This window comes from Glutamicibacter sp. AOP38-B1-38 (genome assembly GCF_052377485.1).
Taxonomy (GTDB): domain Bacteria; phylum Actinomycetota; class Actinomycetes; order Actinomycetales; family Micrococcaceae; genus Glutamicibacter.
In genome coordinates, this window is record NZ_JBQSWU010000008.1 from 103,945 (window position 1) to 127,013 (window position 23,069).

Below are 23,069 nucleotides of genomic sequence, written 5' to 3' on the forward strand. Positions count from 1 at the left end.
AAGTATGAAGAACATCGGATTTTTGTCCTTTGGGCATTGGACTGATCACCCACAGTCAGGAACCCGCAGTGCCTCGGATGCGCTGCTGCAAGCAATCGATCTAGCGGTTGCGGCCGAGGAACTCGGCGCGGACGGCGCATACTTCCGCGTGCACCACTTCGCCCAGCAATACGCATCCCCCTTCCCGCTGCTCGCCGCCATCGGAGCGCGCACCAGCCGCATCGAAATCGGCACCGGCGTCATCGACATGCGCTACGAAAACCCGTTGTACATGGCCGAGGACGCCGGATCCGCCGACCTCATCTCCAACCGCCGCCTGCAGTTGGGCATCAGCCGCGGTTCACCGGAACAGGTCATCGACGGGTGGCGCCATTTTGGTTTCGAACCGCATGAGGGCGAGAGCGACGCCGAGATGGGACGCCGGCATACCGAGCGTCTGCTCCAAGTGCTCTCCGGAGAAGGATTCGCCCAGCCCAGCCCCAAGCCGATGTTCCCCAATCCCCCGGGGCTCTTGCGCATAGAACCTCACTCCGAGGGTTTGCGCGAGCGCATCTGGTGGGGCTCGGGCTCGAACGCCACCGCCGTGTGGGCGGCGAAACTTGGAATGAACCTGCAAAGCTCCACGCTGAAAGACGACGAATCCGGCAAACCGTTCCATGTGCAGCAGGCCGAGCAAATCGAGCTCTACCGACAGGCATGGAAAGACGCTGGCCATGCACGCGAACCGCGGGTCTCGGTGAGCCGCAGCATCTTTGCCCTGACCGATGAGCGGGACTGGCAGTACTTCGGACGCGACCGCTACAGCTCCGACCAGATCGGCAACATCGACGCCAAAACCCGCGCAATTTTCGGCAAGTCCTATGCCGGAGAACCCGATGAACTGGCCAAGACGCTGGCCGAGGATGAGGCCATTGCCGCGGCGGATACCTTGCTGCTGACCGTGCCCAATCAGCTAGGAGTCGAGTACAACGCACACGTTATCGAATCGGTGCTCAAACATGTCGCTCCGCTGCTGGGCTGGCGCTAGGGAGAACGCCGAGCTGATCTTTACCGGCCTGGCTACTTCACGGGATTCCCTAGGCTAGCCGCTGTGCGAGCACCGCTACCCCGTCGCCGCGAAGGGAAGACAGGTAGTCAGGCCGTCCCGCCATGATCATGACAAGATCGAGTTGCTTGCCTTTGACCAGCGGCCCGTCTCCCGCCGAGAAGGAAGAATCTTCGGCTTTCAGGGCCAGACCAGTGACGAGGCGTTTGCTGTTCACCGCGAAATCCCGCTCGGAGAAGAATTTGGCAACCTCGTGCACCGCATCCGGATCAGGGATCAGCTCGAGGGCAAGCGGCCGGGCGATGTCCTGACCGTGGACGATCACTTCCCCGAGCATCGCCGCGTAATCCTTGGTCGGGGCGACTGTGTTCTCGGCGGATGCACGCAGGTTCGCGAGCGTCTGGGCAGGAGTGTCGCCCAAATATCTGCGCAGCCTACGCTCGTTATGCACAGCGGAGTTGAAACCTGCCAACACGATGCTGCGCAGCCAAGACATCGTGCCGGTGTTTGCGGCGGCGCTCAGATGCGCGACAACCTGGGAGACCGACCAATTGCTGCACAGCGTGGGAGATTGCCAAGCCTCATGATCCAGTCGCGACAATATTTCCAGGAGCCTGTGCCGTTCAGCGTGGATTGCATTCCAGAAATCATACTCGTGCATCAAGTTTCCGTTCGGTTTGATCTTGTCGGGGCAGGTTCCGCCGGATGGCACTCCACAGCGCGTCGCGATGAACAAGATGTCGAGATCAGACGCGATTCCGAGGCGATTTAAGCCTAGTGCAGCACGCCGCAGGAAAATAGTCCGGTTGCCCCGAACTAGCCGGGCATCAAGTACAACGGGCCAGCCATCGATTCCAGATCGGTGCCGCTGGCGCTGCTACGGGGTAGGCACTCGGCGGAGAGCAATCGTTACAACAATTCTCGCCGCCATTGAAGCGAATGAGACGCAGGACACTAGGCTGGATAGGGAGAGCTTGGTTTTCAGACTGCCCGAGCCGTTGAGCAGTTCGAATGGCTCCGATGAGATTTTGCCTAATACAAGAAAAACTGACACAGGAGAATTACATGAGCAAGCCACTAAATATCGCATTCATCAAGGCCAGCTGGCATGCAGATATCGTGGACCAGTCGCTGGCAGGGTTCAAAGCAGATATGGATGCTTCCGGTGTTGAATACGGCATCGATGTGGTCACCGTGCCTGGTGCCTACGAGATGCCGCTGCAGGCCAAGCGGCTAGCGCAGTCGGAAAAGTATGATGCCGTGGTGGCCGCCGCGCTAGTAGTCGACGGCGGGATCTACCGCCACGATTTTGTCGCTCAGGCGGTTGTCGATGGGTTGATGCGCGTGCAGCTGGACACGAATGTGCCGACCTTCTCGGTGAGCCTGACCCCGCACCACTTCCACTCCAGCGAAGAGCACGAAAAGTTCTACTTCGAGCACTTCGTCACGAAGGGCGCCGAAGCCGCGCGCGCGGTGCGTGCAATCGCGGCGCTCGGCGAGTAGCGTTCGCTTCTAATACGCAATGCGTGATGGTCGCTTCGAGAACTATCCGGAGCGACCATCACGCATTTTTTCGTATGAAATTCTTGACCCGTTGGCGGGAATTTGCGGAGCTAAGCGGGATGCTCGTCGTTCAGCTCGTTACGCCTCGTCGAGTGTTGCATCGGGAACGATGCCTTGCCTTCCGCCGCTTGTCCACAGCACAATATCCAGCACTCGCAAGAGCGAGAGGTGCGTTTGCCCCGCGTCCTCGCGAATGCTCTTCAGCTTCTCAACGAGTTTTACATCCTCAGCTGGATCCTGATGGAACGCGTCCCACCAACGAGCCCATTGAGTACCGGAGCCAGGTATTTTTACCCGCTTGGCGATCACGGAATCGAATATAGGAATCAGATGCGGACGCTTGCGGGCCAGGATCTTGCTCGCGGTAGTCTGCCCAATCCCCCACCTGTTCCCTGGTTGACGAAGGATCTCCCACAACTTGTCTGCGGGAGATCCGTCGGCCAGAAATTTCTGGAATTCTCCTTCGGTCAGCTCCTCGAATCGAAGGCCCACTGGAATCTGAGCAAGTTGTTCGCCGAGCTGTTCCGCATAGGTTCCCAAAATCCCCAATGCGGCCTGTCCTGGAACGTGAACCGAGAGCATCGAAACCGCTATCAAATCCTCGGCAGTGATCTTGTTGGGTTCGCGAAGGTCACCTCCACCTGCGAAGGATTCGAACTGCGAACCTGAATATCGAGGTCGACCGTTCTCTCGGATTTCAAAGTACTTCTTGAGATCGGCGACTGCGTCGTCATGCTCGATCGAATTCATTGCGAAAAGTGGCACGTGTTCCCCCTGTAATGCGCCCGAAGGCCCGATGGGCTCAACGTATCACCAGCTTCCGACAGATGCGCCCGGAGCGCTTCATTCCTTGCCAACATCACATAGGCACGCCCACCGACGAATGCGCTCCAAATTGTCCCAAGTCATGCCTAGGATCAAGGCATGATCGATTTTAATAACTCCTCAGTGTTCAAACTCGGCCCATGGAACCTGGCCGAGGTAGCACCGGAAATAACTCCCATGCTCGTCTCCGGGGAAGAACTGCTCGCCGCGTTCAAGGGTGCACGCGACTATGTAGTCTTCACCAATAAGCGGCTCGTTGCGGTCAATGTCCAAGGCCTGACCGGCAAGAAACGCGACTACACCTCGCTGCCCTACTCCCGCATCCAGGCCTTCTCCGTCGAAACGGCCGGAACCTTTGATCTCGACGCGGAATTGGAACTGTGGTTTAGCGGTCTGGGCAAGGTGAGCCTGGATTTCAAGGGCAAAGTCGATATTCGCGCCCTCTCCCAAGTGATCGCCGGCTACGTTCTGTAGAAGTACGCTGGCGCTTTTGAAAAATCGTCCGGGATGAACTTTTCCGGATCAACAATTGCTAGCTGGAATCCATGCAACCGAAAGGGCACTGAACGCCCTGCTGCCGTGCACGCTGAGGATCCGATAGTCCGGTTCCGACGGTCTCATCGCCCCCTCCGGCACCGGAACCTACCTGACAGTACACCGAATGTCCGTGTGTTCTTAGAGAGGGTAAACAGCCGTTCACCCCATTTGCGCCATCTATTATCCGAAGGCCACCGTCGTGCCGATACGTTCCGTTCCCGCGTGGGCGACCACCGCCATCCTCGCCTTGTGCGGGATGGTGGTAGCGCTCCAGCAGACCCTCGTTGTCCCACTATTGCCTGATTTTCCGGTGATCCTCGACGTCTCGGCCGAAGATTCCTCCTGGCTGGTCACCGCCACGCTGCTCAGCGCGGCGATTTTCACCCCGGTCATTTCCCGCATGGCCGACATGTACGGCAAGCGCAAAATGCTGCTGCTCGCTTTGGCCGTGATGACCCTCGGCTCGCTTGTTGCCGCCCTCGGCGGATCCTTTGGCGCACTGATCGCCGGGCGGGCCATGCAGGGCTTCGCCTCCTCGCTGATCCCGGTGGGAATCTCGGTGCTTCGCGACGAATTGCCCAAGGAAAAGGTGGCCTCGGCCGTCGCGCTGATGAGCGCAACCTTGGGCATCGGCTCGGCGCTGGGCATGCCGATGTCCGGACTGCTCTACAACGCCTATGGCTGGGAATCGCTGTTCTGGGTTTCCGCAGGCCTGGGCCTGGTATTCCTCGTAGGCGTGCTGCTGCTGGTCAAGGAATCGACGATCACCACCCCCGGCCGCTTCGACATCTCCGGGGCGCTGGTCCTCTCCGTAATACTCACCGCCGCCCTATTGGCCGTCACCAAGGGTGCCAGTTGGGGCTGGAACAGTCCGCTCACACTCGGCCTATTTGCTCTGGCACTCGCGCTGCTTGCCGGTTGGATCCCGCTGCAGCTGCGCGTCAACCAGCCGATGGTGGACCTGAGCACCGCGGTGAAGCGGCCGGTGCTTCTGACCAACGTCGCCTCGTTCTTCCTCTGCGTGGCGATGTTCGTCAACATGCTCATCACCACCCAACAGCTGCAGATCCCCACGCAGACCGGCTATGGTTTTGGCTTGTCGGTGCTGGTCGCCGGGCTCGCCATGGTGCCTTCGGGGCTGGCCATGGTCTTCTTGTCCCCGGTTGCCGGCGCGATGCTCAATCGCTGGGGAGGCAAACCGACGATGATCTTCGGCGCGGCGATTATGGCCCTCACCTACGTGGGCCGGGTCTTCCTGGATGACGCTGTGTGGCAGGTGATCGTCGGGGCAACCCTGGTCAACGTCGGAGTCGCCTTCTCCTACGCCGCGATGCCGACGCTGATCATGAGCGCGGTGCCGATTACCGAAACCGCCTCGGCCAACGGGGTCAATGCGCTGATCCGTTCGCTGGGCACCAGCGTGGCCAGCGCACTGACCGGCCTGATCCTCGCCACGCTGGTCGTCGAGCACAACGGCACCGTGCTGCCCTCGATCGACGCGCTGCATTTGGCGTTCTGGCTCGCGGCGCTGGCCGCGGCCATCGGCATCGCCATTGCCTTGTTCATCCCCAGCGGCGGGCGCACGCCGAAGGCAGACAACAACGTCGAAGAGACCATGGTGCATGGCCGGGTCATCATGTCCGCTGCCGGCGGTACCCAGCGTCCGGCCATTGTGACCTTTGTGCGCCAGGACGGCGTCCCCGGTGACTGGGCGCGCACCGACCATGAGGGGCTTTTCACCGCGGCGCTGCCCGGACCAGGACGCTATCTCGTGGTCGCCAACGCCGCAGGCTGGGTGCCAAATTCCCAGCTGGTGACCTTCTCCGGCGGAACCACGGAGCACAATGTGGAACTGCACGATACGCTTTCGCTCAGTGGCGTGGTGGCTACCGGCAATATGGCCGTGACCGGGGCCCTGGTCAGCCTGAGTGCCGGAGCCGGCGACTTCATCGCCGCGACCCACACCGACGGGCGCGGGAGTTACACCTTGGATCTGCCTCCGGTGGGAACCTACGTTTTAACCGCCGCGTCACCGCACAGTGACACCGCCACTTCGGTCAAGCTCATTCTGCGGGCGCGGACCGAGCGTGTGGATATCGAGTTGCCAGCATGAGCGCCATCGATGGCCGGGGACGCATCCGCCAAGCGGCATCGGCCTTGTTCGGCGAGCGCGGATTTCATGATGTTACCGTGCGCGAGATCGCCGAGGCCGCCCAGGTCTCCCCCGCCTTGGTGATCAAGCTCTTCGGTTCCAAGGCCGAGCTGTACACCGTGGCCAGCACCATCACCGTTCCGCTGGCAGACCTGGACCTGCCCCGCGAACGCCTGGGCCGGGCGCTGGTGCAGCAGATCCTCAACCGGCGTGATGCCGCGGTGGTTGATCCCTGGGAGACCCTGGTCCCGCGGATCAGGCAATCGCCCACTCCAGAGATAACCCAGCGCGAGCTGCGCGAGACCTATCTGGCCGGGGTGGCAAGGACCATCGGAGATACCACCGCCGACCGCCGCCACGCCTCGGCCGTGGCCTGCCAGCTGCTGGGCCTGGCCGAGGGCATTCGAGTCCTGGGCTATTTCGCGTCCGAGGATTTCGATTCCGACGAGGTCGTCGAGCAGTATGCGGCGGCGGTCCAACTGCACATCGACAGGGCCGGCGCCGGGCAATAATGCCGCAAGGCCGCGCCGCACAGTAAGTCACTGTGCGGCACGGCCTTGCTCTGCCCCGTGCGTGCGCCTAACCGGACAGGACTACTTAGTTGCCCAGAGTCCCGCTTCGTCGTCGAAGGACAAGGTTTCGGTGACGCGGATCTTCGCGTCATCGAGCGCATCGGCCGGTACATCGAAGACGACCTGGTAGGTTCCCTTGCCGCCCTTGGTCAGCGTAGGCACATCCATGGCTGGTTTCGGAGCCATGGCCATGGAGCTAGAGGTGCTGTAGATGCGCGAATCGGAACCAACCAGCTCTGGAGACAGGTCAAGCCAGGCGTCGCCTTCTTCCTCGCCGTTGTACACCACGGAAAGATCTACGAGGACATATTGCCCCTCGGCCTTTTCATTGAATGAGTTGGCCTTGGCCATGGCCTCGTCGGCTTCGAGGTTCACGGAACTGACGTTGACCGAATATTCACCGATAGTGGCCGCCTCACCCAGCTTGAGCACCTGAGACTCATCTGCCGCCTGCTCGATGACCTTCTCCGGAGCCGCGACCTCTCCGTCCGCGGCGTCATCGATGGCAGCCGAGACACCGTCCAAGGCCTTGACGTAGGCGGACTGGGTGACGAAGACCAGCACGATGGCAACGATGGCGATCACGCTAGAGGCGATCCCCAGCCCCTTGCTGCCGCGCCGCTTCGCGGCGATGGCGAGCGAGATGACGCCGAGGATCAGGGCGACAAAACCCAGAACCGCGGCGAAGTTGTTCACGATCGGGACCCAGCACAGGGTCAGGGCAACGATGGCAATGACCAGTGCGGCAATTCCCAGCCCCTTGCCGGCAGTGGACTTTGCGGGTGGGAGCTGCGAGTGCGGTGCAGGCTCCAGTGGAGTTCCAGCAGACATGAATATTTCCTCAAGTGATGACGGCGCTTAGCCAGCGCCTAAGTGAAACCGGCTCATACCCCATGGTCGTGATCCGGATTGAATCTTGCTTGATCCATCAACGACACTACGAGGACGCTCCGACACTTTAGCCTCACAGTAAATTTTCAGCTCCCGAGAAGTTCCGCCCCTGCCTCGGCTTAGCTCGCGCTTCCGGCAAAGGACTGCCCCTCGACTTCATGTTGACCATGTAGCCGAAGGGCAGTCCTCTGGGCTCTCAGTAACCGGAAGCAGCCTGCCGGTACTGGCGGAGGACCCGGCTGTCCGGTTCGCTTGTCGCCAGCAGGGCCTCATTGGTTGGCCAGAGCGGCAATACTCCGCTTAACACTCCCGCCGCCTGGCGCGCTGCCCCATCGGCAACGTACTCCCCGGGTTCCGGAACGCTTACCGGCAGGCCCAGCACACTGGCCGAAATTTCCTGCAGTGCAACCGAACGCGCCGCCCCACCGACCAGCACAATACGCTCGGCCAGCACCCCCAAGTCCGTCAGTGCCTTCAGCCCGTCCGCCAGCGAACAGATAATCCCCTCGAAGGCGGCTCGAGCCAGATTCTGGGCGGTGAAGTTCTCCAAGGTCAGCCCGTGCAGCGAGCCTGTAGCGTCGGGCAGATTAGGGGTTCGTTCCCCCTCAAAGTAAGGGATCAGGCTCAAACCCTCGGCACCGGCAGGCGCGGTCAATGCCAGCTGGGACAGTTGCGGAAGATCGACTTTCAGCAGCGCCGCCGTCGCATCCAGCACGCGGGAGGCATTCAAGGTGCAAGCCAGTGGCAGGTAGCTGCCGGTGGCATCGGCGAATCCGGCCACCAGCCCCGAACGATCCCCGGTAGGCTGGTCGGACACGGTGAATACCGTCCCGGAGGTGCCAACCGAGATCACCACGGTGCCCAGCGTGGCGTTCACGCCTAATCCCGCTCCGGCGTTATCGCCGCAGCCGGGGCCGATCAGCATTCCAGATGAGGTCAACTGTCCGACTTCCAATGGCGCCAGGACCTTTGGCAGGACCGGCACATGCCCTAGGGTGCGTTCGAGCACCTCTGGAAGATACTCGCCGGTGCTCGGTGACCAGTACCCGGTTCCCGAGGCATCCGAACGGTCGGTGCGCAACGCGGCTAGGCCTTCGGCACCGCTGCCTGGGCCAAATCCTGCCAGGCGCCAGCTGAGCCAATCGTGAGGTAGGCATACCGCGGCAGTGCGCGCGGCGTTCTCTGGTTCCGCGGTAGCCAGCCACAACAGCTTGGTCGCGGTGAGTGAGGCCACCGGGATGGTTCCGAGAGTGCGCGCCCAATACTCGGCGCCGAATTCTTCGACGAGCTGCCGAGCTGCGCCCGCGGAGCGAGTGTCATTCCACAGCAAGGCCGGACGAACTACCGCGCCGTCGGCGTCGAGGCAAACCATGCCATGTTGCTGGCCTGCCACCGAAATAGCCGAGACATCCTCCAGGCCGCCGGCCTCTTCGATGGCTTGCTGCAGTGCCGTCCACCAGTGCTCTGGGTCGATCTCGGTGCCCGATGGATGGCGCGCGGAGCCCTGTCGGATCAGGGCTCCGGAACCGGCGTCACGAATGACGACCTTACAAGATTGGGTGGAGCTATCCACTCCGGCAACCAGCTGCATTTAGGTAACTTTCGGGCTTGGGATGAATAACAGCGCCGCGTCCCCGGATCTGGCAACAGAACCGGGGACGCGGTCAAACTTTTCTTGTAAAAACCTCAGGCTTGGCGTGCGCCCATCAGGTGTTCCAAGGCCAGCTGGTTCAAGCGGATGAACCCGAAGGAACGCTCGGCGGCAGCGTCTGCATCAAAGCCTTCGAATGCCGACGTATCCGCCAGCAGATCCGCGGTGGTTTCGCCGGCGGCCAGAGTGCTTTCGCCCAGCTCGAAGACGCCTGCGGTCTTCAGCGCTTCCCGCACCTCTGGGTTGGCGCGGAATGCGGTAGCGCGTTCCTTGAGCAACAAGTACATGGACATATTCGCCTTGGCGGAGTCCCATACCCCGTCATAGCCGTCGGTTCGCGATGGCTTGTAGTCGAAGTGGCGTGGACCGTTGTAGGTTGGCCCGCCGTTCGGGAATCCATTTTCAAGCAGGTCGACAGTGAAGAAGGCGCTGGTGAGATCGCCGTGGCCGAAGACGAGGTCCTGGTCGTACTTGATTCCGCGCTGTCCGTTGAGGTCGATGTGGAACAGCTTTTCTGCCCAAAGCGCCTGCGCGATGCCGTGCGTGAAGTTCAATCCTGCCATCTGTTCATGGCCGGTTTCCGGGTTAACGCCTACGATATCGCCGTGCTCAAGCTCGGCAATGAAAGCCAGCGCGTGGCCTACCGTGGGCAGGAAGATGTCACCGCGTGGCTCGTTTGGCTTAGGTTCCAGCGCAAGGCGCAGCCCGTAGTTCTTTTCCTTGATATAGGCGGCGACGGTATCAACGCCTTCCTTCATGCGATCGAGCGAAGATGCCAGATCCTTGGATCCGTCGTATTCGCTGCCTTCGCGGCCACCCCACATGACAAAGGTTTCGGCACCCATCTCGGCAGCGAGGTCAATGTTTTCCAACACCTTGCGCAAGGCATAGCGGCGAATGGAGCGATCGTTGGAAGTGAAGCCGCCGTCCTTGAAGACCGGATGGCTGAACAGGTTGGTGGTAACCATTGGGACCTTCAAACCGGTCGTTTCCAAGGCGCCACGGAAATCCTTGAGGATGCTCTCGCGTTCTGCTGCCGTTGCATCAAACGGGATCAGGTCGTTGTCGTGGAAGGTAATACCGTAAGCACCCAGCTCGCTGAGCCGATTGACCGCTTCGACCGGGTTGAGTGCCTGGCGGGTTGGCGTGCCGAACGGATCGTTCCCGGTCCATCCCACCGTCCATAGGCCAAAGGTGAAACGGTCTGCTGGCGTTGGTTGCAAAGTCATGCGTACTCCTAAATGATTTGTAGTTAGCAACAACTTATTGCAGAACGATCCTCAGAGTCAAGGAAAACTTCCCCCTCATTCGCGAATAAACGAAATTGGCAGCGTTTCTCCACCAAGTAAAACAAGGGGTATAGACTTGATGTAGCGCCCTAACTCCTATAAGTTTACGTTTACAACTTATGGGAATTTTGATTGTCCATTTCCTTGAAACGCGGCAATCTTCTGCCGGGCCCGTGCCGCATGGCATCCCGTCGTCACGTCGCGTGGCTTGCAAGCGCAAGAACGGTCATTGGGAGCGGCAACGTAGTTGATAAAATGGCGAAAGTTTGAAGATGTTCCAACGACTGACAAGACGGACGCCACTGGTGCTCGTGGCTCGTTACCCCTGCCCAGCCGATTGAATTTATGGCACTCGGTCGCTGGCCGCCGTTGCTCATCCATCAGCTAGCCAGCTCAGCCTAAGAATGAAGAATTGAAGGACACTAGATGACGGCCTCACCCCGTGCGTCCAAGGCGGTGCAGAGCCCTGAAACCATGCGGCGCAATAATCTGTCTGTCATTCTCACTTTGTTGCACCGCGAAGGCAGGCTATCGCGTGCCCAACTTACCGAGCGCACCGGTTTTAACCGTTCCACGGTCGGCGCACTAGTCGCCGAACTTTGCGAGCTGGGGCTGGTCTTCGAAAGCGAGCCACAAGCAGCTGGCAGGGCTGGCCGGCCCAGCCCGCTCGTTCATCCCAACGACAAAGTCGTCGCGGTCGCCATCAACCCGGACATCGATGCCGTGCATGTTGGGCTTGTCGGGCTCGGCGGCAAGGTCCATCGCAGAATTCGCTATGAAGCCGCCGCGAAACCGACTCCTGTTGAAACCGCCAACATCAGCAAGGCAATTCTTGACGGCATGCGCGCGGATATCGATGTGCTGGATCGCATCGTCGCCGTGGGCGTAGCGGTGCCCGCTCTGGTGCAAGACAGCGACGGAAAGATCCTCCTCGCACCGCACCTGCAATGGGCGAATGAATCCTTGTCGTCATTGCTGGAACCCGCGCTCGGACTTCCGCTACTCGTAGGAAACGACGCAACCCTAGGCTCCGTTGCCGAAAGCATTCACGGTGCCGCGCAAGGTTACGCCAATGTGCTCTATCTCAATGGAAGCGCCAGTGGCATTGGCGGCGGCATCCTCACCGGCGGTGCCCCGCTTCGTGGAGCCTCGGGCTTTGCCGGAGAACTGGGGCATACCTTGGTCAGAACCGGCGGGGTCCTCTGCCATTGCGGGCGCCGAGGTTGCCTCGATGCCGAGGTGCGGGTTGAAAGTCTCTTGGATATCCTCCAGTTCGACAGCGCCGACCTAGACTCTCTTGAGCAGGCAATTGCCGGCAATGAGTCCGCGCAGCTTCACCAAGAAATCGACCGGCAGATTGATCTGCTGTCCGTGGCGCTTACCAATTTCGTTAATATATTCAACCCAGAAATGATCGTCCTTGGCGGTTTCTTGGGAACCATCTACGCAATGCGCGCCGAACGGTTGACCGATGCGGTCTCCAGCGGCCCCATTGCAGGGCTAGGCCGCGAGGTCAGAATCAGAAAGGCTGTGCTGGGTTCGGATCTATTGCTCATTGGCGCCGCCGAATTGGCATTCGCCCGGTTGCTTTCGGACCCAGCCGGGTACAGGGCCGCGGACCAGACGCCCTAGCGGTTTGCCTGCCGCTGCCCGTAGCCTCGGGCCGACAATGCCGCGGTCAGCTGGTCAACAGTTGGCGCACCTTGCAGCCCATCCGGCGTCGGATAGATGCGGCAAGCGAGTTCGCGCGTAGTCGCCGCCGGAAAAAGATCAATGCCTCCTGCAATGATCGTTGGGGAACCGGCAAAACCAGTGCCACGCGTCTCGGCGCTCGTTTTCAAAACGTGTTGCAGTATCGTCGTGTTCCTGACCCCGAGTGCTTCTAGGGCAGCGCCCAGTCGCTCGGCCGCAAGGGCGGAGTTGGGGCAATTCTCGATAACCAACAATTCGATGCGCATACGTACATTCTCCTCGAAGGATCCAGAGATCCAGGAAGTTCTGGATTCGCTATCCCGGCTGCCACACGGCTAAGCGATGCGGGGATTCACGGTGCACAAACGCTTAACCCAGCGACACGCTGAGATGAAAACAATTCCTAGCCAGCACGTAGTTGCTGTTGCAGAATTCAAGTATGGGCACCAACGACGAAATCGATCATGGCCGCGACACGCTACGCTACGTCAGGCTAGCTCTGCTGGTCCTACCGCTTTTACTGGTTGTTGCCATCGTGATTTATGGGCTTTTAAACGGAAAAGTTGAAGACTCGATCAGTTCCTACTACTTGGGACCTAGCCGGGACCTATTCGTCGCAATGCTTGTCGCCACCGGAGTAATGCTCGTAGTTTACAAAGGCGCGCCCCTGGAGGACTATGCCCTGAACCTTGCCGGTTTCTACGCGATATTTGTAGCCTTGGTTCCAACCCGGCTGGGCGAGACGCTCTCCACGCTGACCCCGCACGGTCAACTACAGCTGATCCGCTCCGTGCAAATATCGGTGTTTGCCGTCCTCGTGGTTTCCGCGGTATTTGTCTGGCTTGAATGGAAAACTAGCAAGTGGTCGCCGCGCTCGTTGCACTTCAGCACGCTCAGTAAAACTTTGACCCTCGTCAGTACCGTGCTGCTGATCGCGTTTATCGGCTTGCTGTTGTGGCGCAGCATCGAAGGCACAGACTTTGCCGGTGTTCACTATGCTGCCGCGTTTCTATTGATTATCAGCATGGGAGTAGCCATCGCCAGCCATCTGGGGCGCGAAGACCTCTGCGACACCGATACCAGCGGTGGGCGTTCAACCCAGTACGCCGTCTTGCTGGTACTCATGGCTTTGGGCATCGTCGGATGGCTCGTGCTTACCCTCATGGGCGTAGCGCAGGCGCTATTTATCATCGAGTGGTACGAGATCGGCCTCTTCACCTATTTCTGGTATTTGGAATCTCGAAGACTGTGGAACCACCCCGCGCAGGCATAGGCCCCAACAGTGGATCCCTCTAGCGCCCTAGGCGGGCGTGAGGCTTCAAACATCCGGCAGGAATACTCAAAGGCAAAGGCCCCGATTCTCGCAATGAGAACCGGGGCCTTTTGAAAGCTCCTCCAACTGGACTTGAACCAGTAACCCTTCGATTAACAGTCGAATGCTCTGCCAATTGAGCTATGGAGGAATGCAACGAGATATAACTTTACCCGACGCTCAACCAAAAACCAAAACTGGCCGCTCAGGTCCCACGGAGGATTCGGCGACGCATCTCAAGTTCCATAAGTTCGCGGTTGATCTGGGTGTATTCCTCCCCTTCGGGTTCCATTTCGGCCCGCTGCAACCGGCCAATGAGCTCGGCTTTGCGATGTGTGATTTGAAGCTCAATCAGCCCATTGATGATGTCTGAACAATAGCGGGACAAGTTGTGCTCATCGGAGGCCGGAATGCTGGTCACCGCAAGCTCGGAGACGAAAGAACGCAACTGTTCGGGCACCTCATCACGAATCACCTCGACCCACGACGATGCCGAAGCGCCTACCGCACTGGCAGCCACCACCCCGTCGTGTACGGCAGCGTGCGCCGGAGCCATGAAGCGGGCCTCGTAAAAGGCTTGCCACTGCTCTTCACTGAGCCGGTGAGGTTGCTGAATGACAACTTCCAGCGCCTGACGCTCCAAACGCATCACCGGATCACGCTTGTCGGGACGTTCGAAGGCGTTGCCGGGCTGCTCTTGCGCCTCCCCCGCAGCCTGGGCGCTACCGGCGGCCGCCTGGGTGTTCTTAGGCAGCCGGGCGCGTTTGATGGAGGCGGCAACCGAACGGTTCACGTCTTCATTGTTCATGCCCAGCCAGCCGGCCAGTTCACGCGCGTAGGCCGGACGGATCGACGAGTCACGAATCTGCGCGAGGATCGGTGCGGTCTGCCGCAGGGCCTGCACACGGCCTTCAACGGTGTCCAGATTGAACTTCTTCAGCTCCGCGCGGATCGCGAACTCGAAGAGCGGGCGCTTGAGCTCGATCAGTTCACGCACCGCTTCATCCCCGCGATGCAAACGCAGATCGCAGGGATCCGCACCGGTCGGCTCAACGCACACATAGGTTTGCGCGATAAAACGCTGGTCTTCTTCGAAGGCACGCAAAGCCGCCTTCTGCCCGGCGGCATCGCCGTCAAAGGTGAAGATCACTTCGCCACCGGTACCGTCATCCTGCAAAAGCCGCCTGGCGATCTTGATGTGGTCGGTGCCGAAGGCGGTGCCACAGGTCGCCACCGCCGTGGTGATCCCCGCAAGGTGGCAGGCCATCACGTCGGTGTAGCCTTCGACAACGACGATTTGCCTGGTCTTGGAAATCTGTTTTTTAGCCAGATCCAGCCCGTAGAGCACCTGCGATTTCTTATACAGCTGGGTCTCGGGGGTGTTCAGGTATTTAGGGCCCTGATCATCCTCGTAGAGTTTGCGCGCGCCGAAGCCAATCGTGGCACCTGACAGGTCGCGGATGGGCCATACCAGCCGGCCACGGAACCGGTCGTAGATCCCGCGGTTGCCTTCCGAGAACATGCCGGTGAGTTTGAGTTCCTCGTCGGCAAAACCCTTTGAACGCAGGTGCTTGAGCAGCGCGTCCCACCCCTTGGGTGCGTACCCCACGGAGAAATCGGCTGCCGCCTGAGGCTCGAAGCCGCGCCCGTTCAGGAATTCTCGAGCGGTTTGCGCCTCGTCGCTGGCTAGCTGGGTGCGGAAGAATTCCTCGGCCACCTTATGGGCGTCGACCAGTCGCTGGCGCTTACCGTATTCTTCGCGGCGGGGCCCGGTTCCGCCATCCTCATAATGCAGCTCGTAGTTGATGCGAGCCGCCAGGGATTCAACGGTCTCGGTGAATGAAGAGTGGTCCATCTTCTGGATGAACGCAATCACGTCCCCGGACTCGCCACAGCCGAAGCAGTGGAAGGTTCCCAGCTGAGGGCGGATATGGAAGGAAGGACTGCGTTCATCGTGGAACGGGCACAGGCCCTTGTAGGAGCCCACGCCCGCGGATTTGAGCGTGACATAGGATTCGACGACCTCACGAAGGTCGATGCGGTTACGCACCTCGTCGATGTCTTCTCGTTTAATCAGCCCTGCCATGTTTCCCATTCTAAGAAGTTGCGCGCCGCCTAGGCTGCGCGCGTCACTGGCTGTGCATGATGCTCAGCCTAGAAAAGCTTCGGTTCGAAACTCTCGCCCTTGACCAGCGCCGTGTGCCATTCCAGGGCCGAAGCGTCGGTCAACGAGGCGACCTGATCGATGATCACCCGCAAACGTTCATGCGAGTCCGCCGCGTCCTTGTAGTCGGCGGCGAAGATGGAATCGAGGTATTTGTCTTCCTTATCGGATAACAACTCCACCAGGTCGGTGAGTATTTCCCGCTGCCGCGCATAGATTGGCTGGCGCTCTTCGTTGGTCATCACGAAGTTCGCGGCAATCCCCTTCATCACCGCGATCTCGTGTTCGGTTTCCTCGGGAACGATCAGCTGTGCGTTGTACCGGGTCAGGCTTCCCTGCCCGTACTCGCTGCGCGTGGCGTCCATGGCCGCCTGGCAGAACCGTCCGATGAATTGGCTGGTCATATCCTTGAGCGCCGCTCGTGCCCGGCGTGAGCCGTCGGCGTGCGATACCCACTCGGCCGAGGCTTCCAGGCGAGCCAATGCCGCCTCGATATCTGACTCGTTCGTGGTGGGCAGGTACCAGTCCTTGGTCACTTGCAGGGCGCGGTCCCTTTGCGCGGATTCGAGCAGCCAGCGCAGTTGCAGGCGCCCTCCGACTATCGCGTCTTCCACGTCATGCACCGAGTAGGAGATGTCATCGGCCAGATCCATGACTTGGCCTTCCATGCACACCTGGCCGAGCACCGAATCCGGGCCGCTGCGCAGCCAGTCGAAGACCGGCCGGTCATCGGTATAGACGCCGAATTTCTTCGTCTTCTTCCCGTTTCGCATCGGCGCATCTTCACGCAGCCAAGGGTACTTGCACGAGGCGTCCAAGGCAGCTCGTGAAAGGTTCAGCCCGGCCGAATGGCCGTTATGACGGAAGGTCTTGGTCTCCAGCCGAGTGAGCAGGCGCAGGGTCTGCGCATTGCCTTCGAAACCACCGATGTCCTTGGACAGCTTGTTCAAGGCTTTCTCACCGTTGTGGCCGAAGGGCGGGTGGCCTAGGTCGTGGGCCAGGCACGCGGTGTCTACGATGTCGGGATCGCAGCCCAAGGCGGCCCCGAGTTCGCGTCCCACCTGCGCCACTTCCAGGGAGTGGGTCAGCCTGGTCCGCACGAAATCGTTCAGCGTGGGTGAGACCACCTGGGTTTTGGCGCCCAGCCGGCGCAGCGCCGAGGAGTGCAAAACCCGGGCGCGATCACGTGCGAACGCGGTGCGATACGACTTCTTAGCCGGTTCGGGCACCCAACGTTCCTGATCAGCTTCGGTATATCCGTTGATCTCGGTCATATGAAGAGTCTAGTGACTTTTTGGGTCACTCGTTCACTTATCCACCGGAGATGTCTAACTCAGCTGCCTTGATCATGACTCGATGCTCATCGGACATCTCACGCGAGCTCAGCCAGCCGTCTGGCAGGTGGGTTTTCTTCGGCGTTCCGGCACGTCCACGGGTCCCCTCGGCGGCAGAGCCCGGGTAGCCCAAATCCAGATCGAGTTCATTCAGCAGTTCGCGCAGGCGCTCCAAGGACGGCACCTGGGCCAGCTGGGCGCGGATATCGCCGCCCACCGGATAGCCCTTGAAGTACCAGGCAATATGCTTGCGGATGTCGCGCATCCCCTTGCCTTCATCCTCGAAGTACTCGGCCAGCAGCTCTCCGTGGCGGTACACGGTGTCCGCCACTTCGCGCACGCCGGGGCGGAAACGCTGCGGCCGCCCTTCGAAAGCGGCCTGCAGATCGCCGAAAAGCCACGGGCGCCCCTGGCAGCCGCGGCCCACCACGATGCCGTCGACTCCGGTCTGCTCGACCATCTCGATGGCGTCTTCGGCACTGAAGATGTCTCCATTGCCCAGCACCGGAATATCCGGCAGGGCTTCGCGCAAGGTGGCGATGGCTTCCCAGTCGGCCTTTCCTGCGTAGTACTGGCGGGAGGTGCGGCCGTGCAGGGTGACTGCGGCGGCGCCGTGGTCACGAGCGATTTTGGCCGACTCGATGTACGTCAGGTGGTCCTCGTCGATGCCCTTGCGCATCTTGATGGTCAACGGCACCTCGCCCTTGGCTGCCTCGGAGGTGGCCGCTTCGATAATGGAGGTGAAAAGGTCCGTCTTCCACGGCAGCGCAGCGCCACCGCCCTTGCGGGTGACCTTCGGGACCGGGCAACCGAAATTCAGGTCGATATGGTCGGCGCGGTCTTCGTCGATGACCATGCGCACCGCGGCGCGCACGGTATTCGGGTCCACACCGTAAATCTGGATGGAGCGCAGCTCCTCATCCTCGTCGTGGGAGATGATGCGCATCGACTCGGCGTTTCGCTCCACCAGGGCGCGTGCGGTGACCATTTCGGTTACATACACGCCGCCACCGTATTCACGGCACAGTCGACGGAACGCTCGGTTGGTGATGCCAGCCATGGGGGCCAGGATCACCGGGGTTTCGATGGTGTGCTTGCCCAGCTGTAGCGGGGGCAGCTCAAGGGCCGGAACGTCGGTCGACTCGGTGGTTTGGGTAGCAGAAAGGATCGTCACACAACCATTATCTCAAACCCGAGCAAATCTCGGGTGAGATCTATATCAAATCGCAACCATGCGTAGCTGGATTATCTTATATCTAACAGGCAGAATTATGGGATGACAAGTAATTATTCGCGCGTACGGCTGTCATTGATAGCCCTTGGTGCGCTCTGTGTGGCATTGGTTATAGCCGCCCTGATCTCCGTTGCCCTGCGCCCCGCGGCCCCGTTGCTTGCCGAGAACACCCCGGAGGGCGCCGTCCAGCGCTACATCATGGCCATCGCCGACGCCGATATGGATACCGCGAAGAATTTCGTTCATAACGCTGCAGACAAGCAGCTCTGCGACCCCTTGTCTGCAGAGCTGCGCGACCCCGAGGTGAGCCTGATAAAAACCGTGATCACCGGCAACAGCGCCGAGGTCCATGTCACCTTCAACGATGACACCAGCGCTGTCTACGATTCCTTCTTCGGCATGTACGCGTACCAGGATTCCTTCCAACTGACCCAGGTCGGCTCGGAGTGGAAAATCCTGGTTGCCCCATGGCAGGTCAATATGTGCACCGACGAAGAAATGCTGGGGTACTAGCCATGAGCAACCCCACCACGCAACGGCCCAATCACGCGGTGGCCGGGCAAACGGTGACCAGCCTTCGCCAATTAATTCTGCACGGCTTGTTGTTCATTTTGCTCATGGTCCTCGGCTCGGGGCTTTCGACCCTGAGCTCGATGCTCTTGCGTGGCTTCGTTCCGGCCTACAGCGGGTCCACCGAACTCGCGGTGGGACTGTCTTTCACCTTGATCGCCGGCCCCCTCACCTGGCTGCTGTGGCGCACGGTCCGAAAAAACCTCCAACAGGCCAATCCGGTTGACGCCGCTATTTGGTCCTTGCAGGCCGCGGCCGTGTACGTGCTTGCCCTGGCAATGTCTTCAATATCCTTCCTCCGATTATTCGCCGAGCTGGTCGACCCCAGGAACGGCACCGGCTGGCAGTCGTTGCTGGGCGCCGGATTGGGCTGGGGCCTGGTTTTTGTGTGGCAGTACCGCTTGATCAATAGCCCGAAGTACGCGCCCACAGAGCTCGCCTCGCTCGCTCCTGCGCTGGGTTCTGCCTACGCCCTGGTACTGGCCGGCATTTCGTCCGTGTACTTGGTGCAGCGTGCCGTCAGCGAGCTCCTTTCACCGCAGGAAATCCTGCTCGGAGCGCCCACCGCTCTCCCCCAGTTATTGGCGGCTGCAGTCTGGACGTTTGGCGCACTCATCCTATGGTGGTGGCATTGGACAGTGCAGCGCGTGCACAGCATGGTTGATGATTTTACGGATTTCAGCTACGTCATCATCGGAATTTCTTTGCCCGCGGTGTTCTCGCTGCTCTGCGCGGCGGGGCTGCTGTCCCTACTGCTCCCGCTACCCGTGGGGTCGGACACCTGGGTCGAGGACCTCACCATCGACGGCCCGCCATTAATCGCCGGGCTGCTGGCCAGTTTAATCGTGTGGATCTATCATCAGGCAAAATTGAACACACGTGGCACGTGGTCAGCGGAGGTTTCCCGGCAGATCGTTAGCGGCGCCGCACTGGCCATCGGCGCCAGCGGTTTGGGCATGGTCATCAATGCCCTTCTGGCCTCGCTCGCGGTTCCGTTCTCCACAGGCACCTCGGCATTGGTGCTCCGCGCCGGAATCGCGTTTCTGGTTGTCGGCGCGCTAGCTTGGGTGTTTTTCTTCCGCCCCATGGCACCTGCCAAACCGGCCTCCCGACGCGTCTACCTGGTGATGTTCTTCGGTTGCAGTGCACTGGTGGCCCTGATTTCGCTGCTTGTTGTTGGCTACCGAATCTTCGAATTCCTGCTGGTTAGCACCGGCTCGGGAAGCCTCTTGGAGATGATCCGAGCACCTTTCGGCTGGCTAGTTGCCACCGCGCTGGTTGCCACGTACCACTTCTTCTTGTGGCGTTCGGATCGCCAGCTGCTGAGCTCCGTGTCCTCGGAGAATCTCCCGGCAGCCGAAATTGCACGCAGCCTGATGATCGTTGCGCCGCAAGGCTCCGATTACCTGCTCGAAGGACTGCGTCAACTGAAGCACATCCAACTTCACTGGGTGCCCTGCACAGGCACTGCTCCTGCGCAGGACGCCCTGGACCAGCTGCTCACTGAAGTCTCCACCCGAATCGATTCTGAAGCGTCCGGGCTGCTGGTAACCGTTGATTCTTCCGGCAAAGCGCAATTCGTCTCACTGGCCTGAGCCCAGATGCGACCCGAATAGGGAAATTCCAGCCCCGGTTGCGACCTGCTTCTCCCCGCCATCGTGCCCTATTTCAGGGCACGATGGCGGTTTTTTATCTCAATGCATTTGCTCAGCGCCAGCCGATGGATCAAATAGAGCATTTCATGCACACCGCGTGAAGCGCGGTACGCCTGCCGCTCGAGCAAGGCGTTTCAGCGAAGTTAGTTAGGGCACCCAACGCTGGGTCCTCCAACCCAAATTTCTTCATAGCTCGTCCATCATTCCAAGCCGGCGACCGGTTATTCGACCGAGGGGCCACGGGGTCCTCGTCGTAATCTTGCGATACTTCCGAATAAGAAGATGATACTGTTTTCTTTTGTGCCATCAGATAGGTGAGCATTACCTAACTCAAGAAGGTCTGATGCGAACTCCGACGCAGATCTCCGCAGAGCCCGAGGAATTAATCCCAGGGGTCGAACCCGCTCCGGCGACCGATGAGGCCGTCGCGTCCCTGCCTGGCCTTGCTGCCCCCGAAGCAAATTCAACTGAAACCCGTACCGGTTTAGCTGCGAGCAATGCGACCCGCGCGGTTGGATTCGCGCTAGCACTCGCAGCGCTCGGCGTATCGGTGCTCTTGTCGCTCGCTGTTGGCGCTAAGTGGATTCCGGCCGTCGAGGTATTCCGGGGTTTAGCAGGCCTGGGCACCCAGGAAAATTTAGTGATACTCAACGAACTGCGCGTACCGCGTACGTTGGTCGGCCTCATGGCTGGGCTGGCGCTAGCCGTGGGCGGCGCGTTGATCCAGGCCTTGACCCGCAATCCGCTAGCTGACCCGGGAATTCTTGGTGTCAACGCGGGTGCCGCCTTCGCGGTTGTCCTTGCAGTTGCCGTATTCGGCATCGTCTCCATTGCCGATTACATCTGGTTCGCATTCGGTGGAGCAATCATCACCACGGTGCTGGTGTATCTCATTGGCTCCCGTGGACGGTCCGGCGCTACACCGATCAAGCTGACCCTCTCGGGAGTTGCCTTGGGCGCCATGCTCGGCGGGATCTCAAGTGGCATCACGTTATTAAACCCGGAGGCATTCGACCGGATGCGGTATTGGGGCGCCGGTACCTTGAACAACCGGACCTTGGATATGGTCTGGGTGATCCTGCCTTTTGTCGTGGCAGGATTATGCCTGGCCTTTTTCTGCACACGCTCGCTCAATGCGGTTTCGCTGGGTGAGGACATGGCCCGCGCATTGGGAAGCAACGTTACGCGAACCCGCGTAGCGGTCATCGTTGCGGTGACATTGTTGTGCGGCGCCGCCACCGCGGCTGCCGGCCCCATCGGGTTCGTGGGGCTGATGGTTCCGCACATCGCCCGATGGATCGTCGGCGCGGATCAACGGTGGATTGTCATCTATAGCCTGGCGTTGGGACCGGTGCTGCTTTTGGTCTCGGACGTCATCGGCCGCGTAGTTGCTCCGCCAGGTGAGTTGCAGGTCGGCATCGTGACGGCCTTCGTGGGCGCGCCGGTGCTGATCTGGCTGGTCCGCCGAAAGCAGGTCAGCGGGCTATGACCACCACGGGCAACACTCTCGCTTCCGCTCAACGCGTGGATTTCGGGCCAGGGCACACGGTGCTTTCATCGCCTGGCGGCCGCTTCTCGCTCCGCGTGCAGCGCCGTTCGATCATCGTCTGCGCGATCTTTGCTGCGCTCGGTCTCGTGCTAGCGCTCTGGGCCCTAGCCACAGGCGAAATAACTTTCTCGGCCATAGAGCTTCTGCGTGCGCTGCTCGGCACCGGCAGCAGCTCGAGCGAGCTGGTGGTGCTCTCCTGGCGCTTGCCGCGGGTAGTCATGGCCCTGGCGCTCGGCGCGGCTTTGGGTATCAGCGGAGCGATTTTCCAGTCGCTGACTCGGAACCCTTTGGGCAGCCCGGACATCATCGGGTTCAACACCGGCGCATACACCGGCGCCTTGGCGATTATTTTTCTCGCTGGCGGAGGATATTTTCAGATTGCCGCTGGGGCACTTCTCGGAGGCCTGCTGACGGCTGCATTGGTATATCTCTTGGCTTATCGCCGCGGGTCCCAAGGTTTCCGGTTGATCATTGTCGGGATTGCAATCAGCGCCATTCTCGCGTCGCTGAATACTTGGCTGATCCTGCGTGCGGGGCTCGAAGAAGCGATGTCCGCGGCCGTCTGGGGCGCCGGGTCGCTCAATGCGATGGGGTGGGAGCACGCACAACCGGCGCTGCTCGCGGTCACCGTCTTTTTCATCGCCGCCGCCATGCTGGCCCCGCGGATGCACATGCTGGAGATGGGAGACGACGCCGCCAGCGCGTTGGGCATTCGAGTTGAGCCCGCCAGGCTCCTGCTGATGGTGGTCGGCGTCGGCTTCACCGCACTGGCCACGGCCGCCGCCGGGCCTATTTCGTTTATCGCCCTGGCCGCACCCCAAGTAGCCCGGCGTTTAACGCGCAGCGCGGGAGTCCGCATGGGCTCATCGGCCATTCTCGGTGCGGTGCTCTTGCTTTTCAGCGATCTGATGGCCCAGCGCCTGGTTCCGGAGACCGCGCTACCGGTCGGCGTGGTCACGGTCAGCGTAGGCGGCATTTATTTGATCTGGCTCTTGCTCCGCGAGGCGAAAAGAAGTTGAAAGGCAATAAGTTGC

The 23,069-nt window shown here is 60.4% G+C and carries 20 protein-coding genes and 1 tRNA gene; 11 read left to right on the forward strand and 10 right to left on the reverse strand.

All coding sequences use genetic code 11. The features are described from left to right. The first annotated feature begins 4 nt into the window (after positions 1 to 4). A complete protein-coding gene (locus ACT3TP_RS06660; RefSeq protein WP_105553739.1) occupies positions 5 to 1,027 on the forward strand; it encodes an LLM class flavin-dependent oxidoreductase in 1,023 nt (340 codons plus the stop codon). Between the two features lie 49 nt (positions 1,028 to 1,076). Here the strand turns inward: ACT3TP_RS06660 and ACT3TP_RS06665 are convergent, their stop codons facing one another. Then, complete coding sequence (locus tag ACT3TP_RS06665) at positions 1,077 to 1,706, reverse strand: maleylpyruvate isomerase family mycothiol-dependent enzyme (RefSeq protein ID WP_105553740.1); 630 nt, start codon at positions 1,704 to 1,706, stop codon at positions 1,077 to 1,079. A gap of 359 nt (positions 1,707 to 2,065) precedes the next feature. Here ACT3TP_RS06665 and ACT3TP_RS06670 point away from each other — a divergent pair, with 359 nt between their 5' ends. Further along, positions 2,066 to 2,548, forward strand: a complete 483-nt coding sequence (locus tag ACT3TP_RS06670; RefSeq protein ID WP_258133596.1) for a 6,7-dimethyl-8-ribityllumazine synthase — start codon at positions 2,066 to 2,068, stop codon at positions 2,546 to 2,548. 138 nt (positions 2,549 to 2,686) lie between these two features. Here ACT3TP_RS06670 and ACT3TP_RS06675 read toward each other — a convergent pair whose 3' ends face one another. Next, the gene (locus tag ACT3TP_RS06675; RefSeq protein ID WP_444619980.1) at positions 2,687 to 3,358 is read right to left on the reverse strand and encodes a DUF6308 family protein; all 672 of its coding nucleotides are present in this window, start codon (positions 3,356 to 3,358) and stop codon (positions 2,687 to 2,689) included. A gap of 174 nt (positions 3,359 to 3,532) precedes the next feature. Here ACT3TP_RS06675 and ACT3TP_RS06680 point away from each other — a divergent pair, with 174 nt between their 5' ends. From ACT3TP_RS06680 to ACT3TP_RS06690, 3 genes are all read left to right on the forward strand, one after another. Beyond that, positions 3,533 to 3,907 carry a PH domain-containing protein gene (locus tag ACT3TP_RS06680; RefSeq protein WP_105553743.1) on the forward strand — a complete coding sequence of 125 codons (375 nt, stop codon included), beginning with the start codon at positions 3,533 to 3,535 and terminating at the stop codon, positions 3,905 to 3,907. 262 nt (positions 3,908 to 4,169) lie between these two features. Further along, positions 4,170 to 6,083 carry an MFS transporter gene (locus ACT3TP_RS06685; RefSeq protein ID WP_444619982.1) on the forward strand — a complete coding sequence of 638 codons (1,914 nt, stop codon included), beginning with the start codon at positions 4,170 to 4,172 and terminating at the stop codon, positions 6,081 to 6,083. Next, positions 6,080 to 6,634 (forward strand): TetR/AcrR family transcriptional regulator, encoded by a 555-nt coding sequence (locus ACT3TP_RS06690; RefSeq protein ID WP_444619984.1) that lies wholly within the window; start codon positions 6,080 to 6,082, stop codon positions 6,632 to 6,634. The genes ACT3TP_RS06685 and ACT3TP_RS06690 overlap by 4 nt, the downstream gene beginning before the upstream one ends. 81 nt (positions 6,635 to 6,715) lie before the next feature. Here ACT3TP_RS06690 and ACT3TP_RS06695 read toward each other — a convergent pair whose 3' ends face one another. The 3 genes from ACT3TP_RS06695 to xylA all read right to left on the reverse strand — a co-directional run bounded on the left by ACT3TP_RS06695 (position 6,716) and on the right by xylA (position 10,465). Beyond that, entirely contained in the window at positions 6,716 to 7,525 is an 810-nt protein-coding gene (locus tag ACT3TP_RS06695) for a DUF4352 domain-containing protein (RefSeq protein ID WP_444619986.1), read from the reverse strand. Positions 7,526 to 7,781: 256 nt separating this feature from the next. Continuing rightward, on the reverse strand, positions 7,782 to 9,176 hold the full coding sequence (locus tag ACT3TP_RS06700; RefSeq protein ID WP_444619988.1) for a xylulokinase: 1,395 nt from the start codon (positions 9,174 to 9,176) through the stop codon (positions 7,782 to 7,784). 95 nt (positions 9,177 to 9,271) lie between these two features. Beyond that, on the reverse strand, positions 9,272 to 10,465 hold the full coding sequence (gene xylA / locus ACT3TP_RS06705; protein WP_444619990.1) for a xylose isomerase: 1,194 nt from the start codon (positions 10,463 to 10,465) through the stop codon (positions 9,272 to 9,274). Positions 10,466 to 10,951: 486 nt separating this feature from the next. Between xylA and ACT3TP_RS06710 the strand changes: the two genes are divergently transcribed. Then, positions 10,952 to 12,157: an ROK family transcriptional regulator gene (locus ACT3TP_RS06710; RefSeq protein WP_096287447.1), complete on the forward strand. Its 1,206-nt coding sequence runs from the start codon at positions 10,952 to 10,954 to the stop codon at positions 12,155 to 12,157. On the opposite strand, the gene ACT3TP_RS06715 is transcribed toward ACT3TP_RS06710, so the two are convergent. Continuing rightward, complete coding sequence (locus ACT3TP_RS06715; protein ID WP_096287449.1) at positions 12,154 to 12,483, reverse strand: thioredoxin family protein; 330 nt, start codon at positions 12,481 to 12,483, stop codon at positions 12,154 to 12,156. The genes ACT3TP_RS06710 and ACT3TP_RS06715 overlap by 4 nt on opposite strands. A gap of 173 nt (positions 12,484 to 12,656) precedes the next feature. Here ACT3TP_RS06715 and ACT3TP_RS06720 point away from each other — a divergent pair, with 173 nt between their 5' ends. Then, positions 12,657 to 13,490 (forward strand): hypothetical protein, encoded by an 834-nt coding sequence (locus ACT3TP_RS06720; RefSeq protein ID WP_096287451.1) that lies wholly within the window; start codon positions 12,657 to 12,659, stop codon positions 13,488 to 13,490. A gap of 117 nt (positions 13,491 to 13,607) precedes the next feature. Here the strand turns inward: ACT3TP_RS06720 and ACT3TP_RS06725 are convergent. From ACT3TP_RS06725 to dusB, 4 genes are all read right to left on the reverse strand, one after another. Continuing rightward, positions 13,608 to 13,680 (reverse strand) — tRNA-Asn (locus ACT3TP_RS06725). A 54-nt stretch (positions 13,681 to 13,734) separates the two neighbouring features. Continuing rightward, entirely contained in the window at positions 13,735 to 15,615 is a 1,881-nt protein-coding gene (gene dnaG, locus ACT3TP_RS06730; RefSeq protein WP_096287453.1) for a DNA primase, read from the reverse strand. Positions 15,616 to 15,683: 68 nt separating this feature from the next. Then, on the reverse strand, positions 15,684 to 16,967 hold the full coding sequence (locus ACT3TP_RS06735) for a deoxyguanosinetriphosphate triphosphohydrolase (RefSeq protein ID WP_096287455.1): 1,284 nt from the start codon (positions 16,965 to 16,967) through the stop codon (positions 15,684 to 15,686). Between the two features lie 37 nt (positions 16,968 to 17,004). Further along, positions 17,005 to 18,201 carry a tRNA dihydrouridine synthase DusB gene (dusB, locus tag ACT3TP_RS06740; RefSeq protein ID WP_176484221.1) on the reverse strand — a complete coding sequence of 399 codons (1,197 nt, stop codon included), beginning with the start codon at positions 18,199 to 18,201 and terminating at the stop codon, positions 17,005 to 17,007. Between the two features lie 102 nt (positions 18,202 to 18,303). Here dusB and ACT3TP_RS06745 point away from each other — a divergent pair, with 102 nt between their 5' ends. The 4 genes from ACT3TP_RS06745 to fepG all read left to right on the forward strand — a co-directional run bounded on the left by ACT3TP_RS06745 (position 18,304) and on the right by fepG (position 23,054). Next, a complete protein-coding gene (locus tag ACT3TP_RS06745) occupies positions 18,304 to 18,774 on the forward strand; it encodes a hypothetical protein (RefSeq protein WP_146113376.1) in 471 nt (156 codons plus the stop codon). A gap of 2 nt (positions 18,775 to 18,776) precedes the next feature. Further along, on the forward strand, positions 18,777 to 20,426 hold the full coding sequence (locus tag ACT3TP_RS06750) for a hypothetical protein (protein WP_444619993.1): 1,650 nt from the start codon (positions 18,777 to 18,779) through the stop codon (positions 20,424 to 20,426). A gap of 403 nt (positions 20,427 to 20,829) precedes the next feature. Beyond that, positions 20,830 to 21,975, forward strand: a complete 1,146-nt coding sequence (locus tag ACT3TP_RS06755; RefSeq protein ID WP_444619995.1) for an iron chelate uptake ABC transporter family permease subunit — start codon at positions 20,830 to 20,832, stop codon at positions 21,973 to 21,975. Continuing rightward, positions 21,972 to 23,054, forward strand: a complete 1,083-nt coding sequence (gene fepG / locus ACT3TP_RS06760) for an iron-enterobactin ABC transporter permease (RefSeq protein ID WP_105649418.1) — start codon at positions 21,972 to 21,974, stop codon at positions 23,052 to 23,054. Before ACT3TP_RS06755 ends, fepG begins: the two co-directional genes overlap by 4 nt. The last annotated feature ends 15 nt before the right edge of the window (positions 23,055 to 23,069 follow it).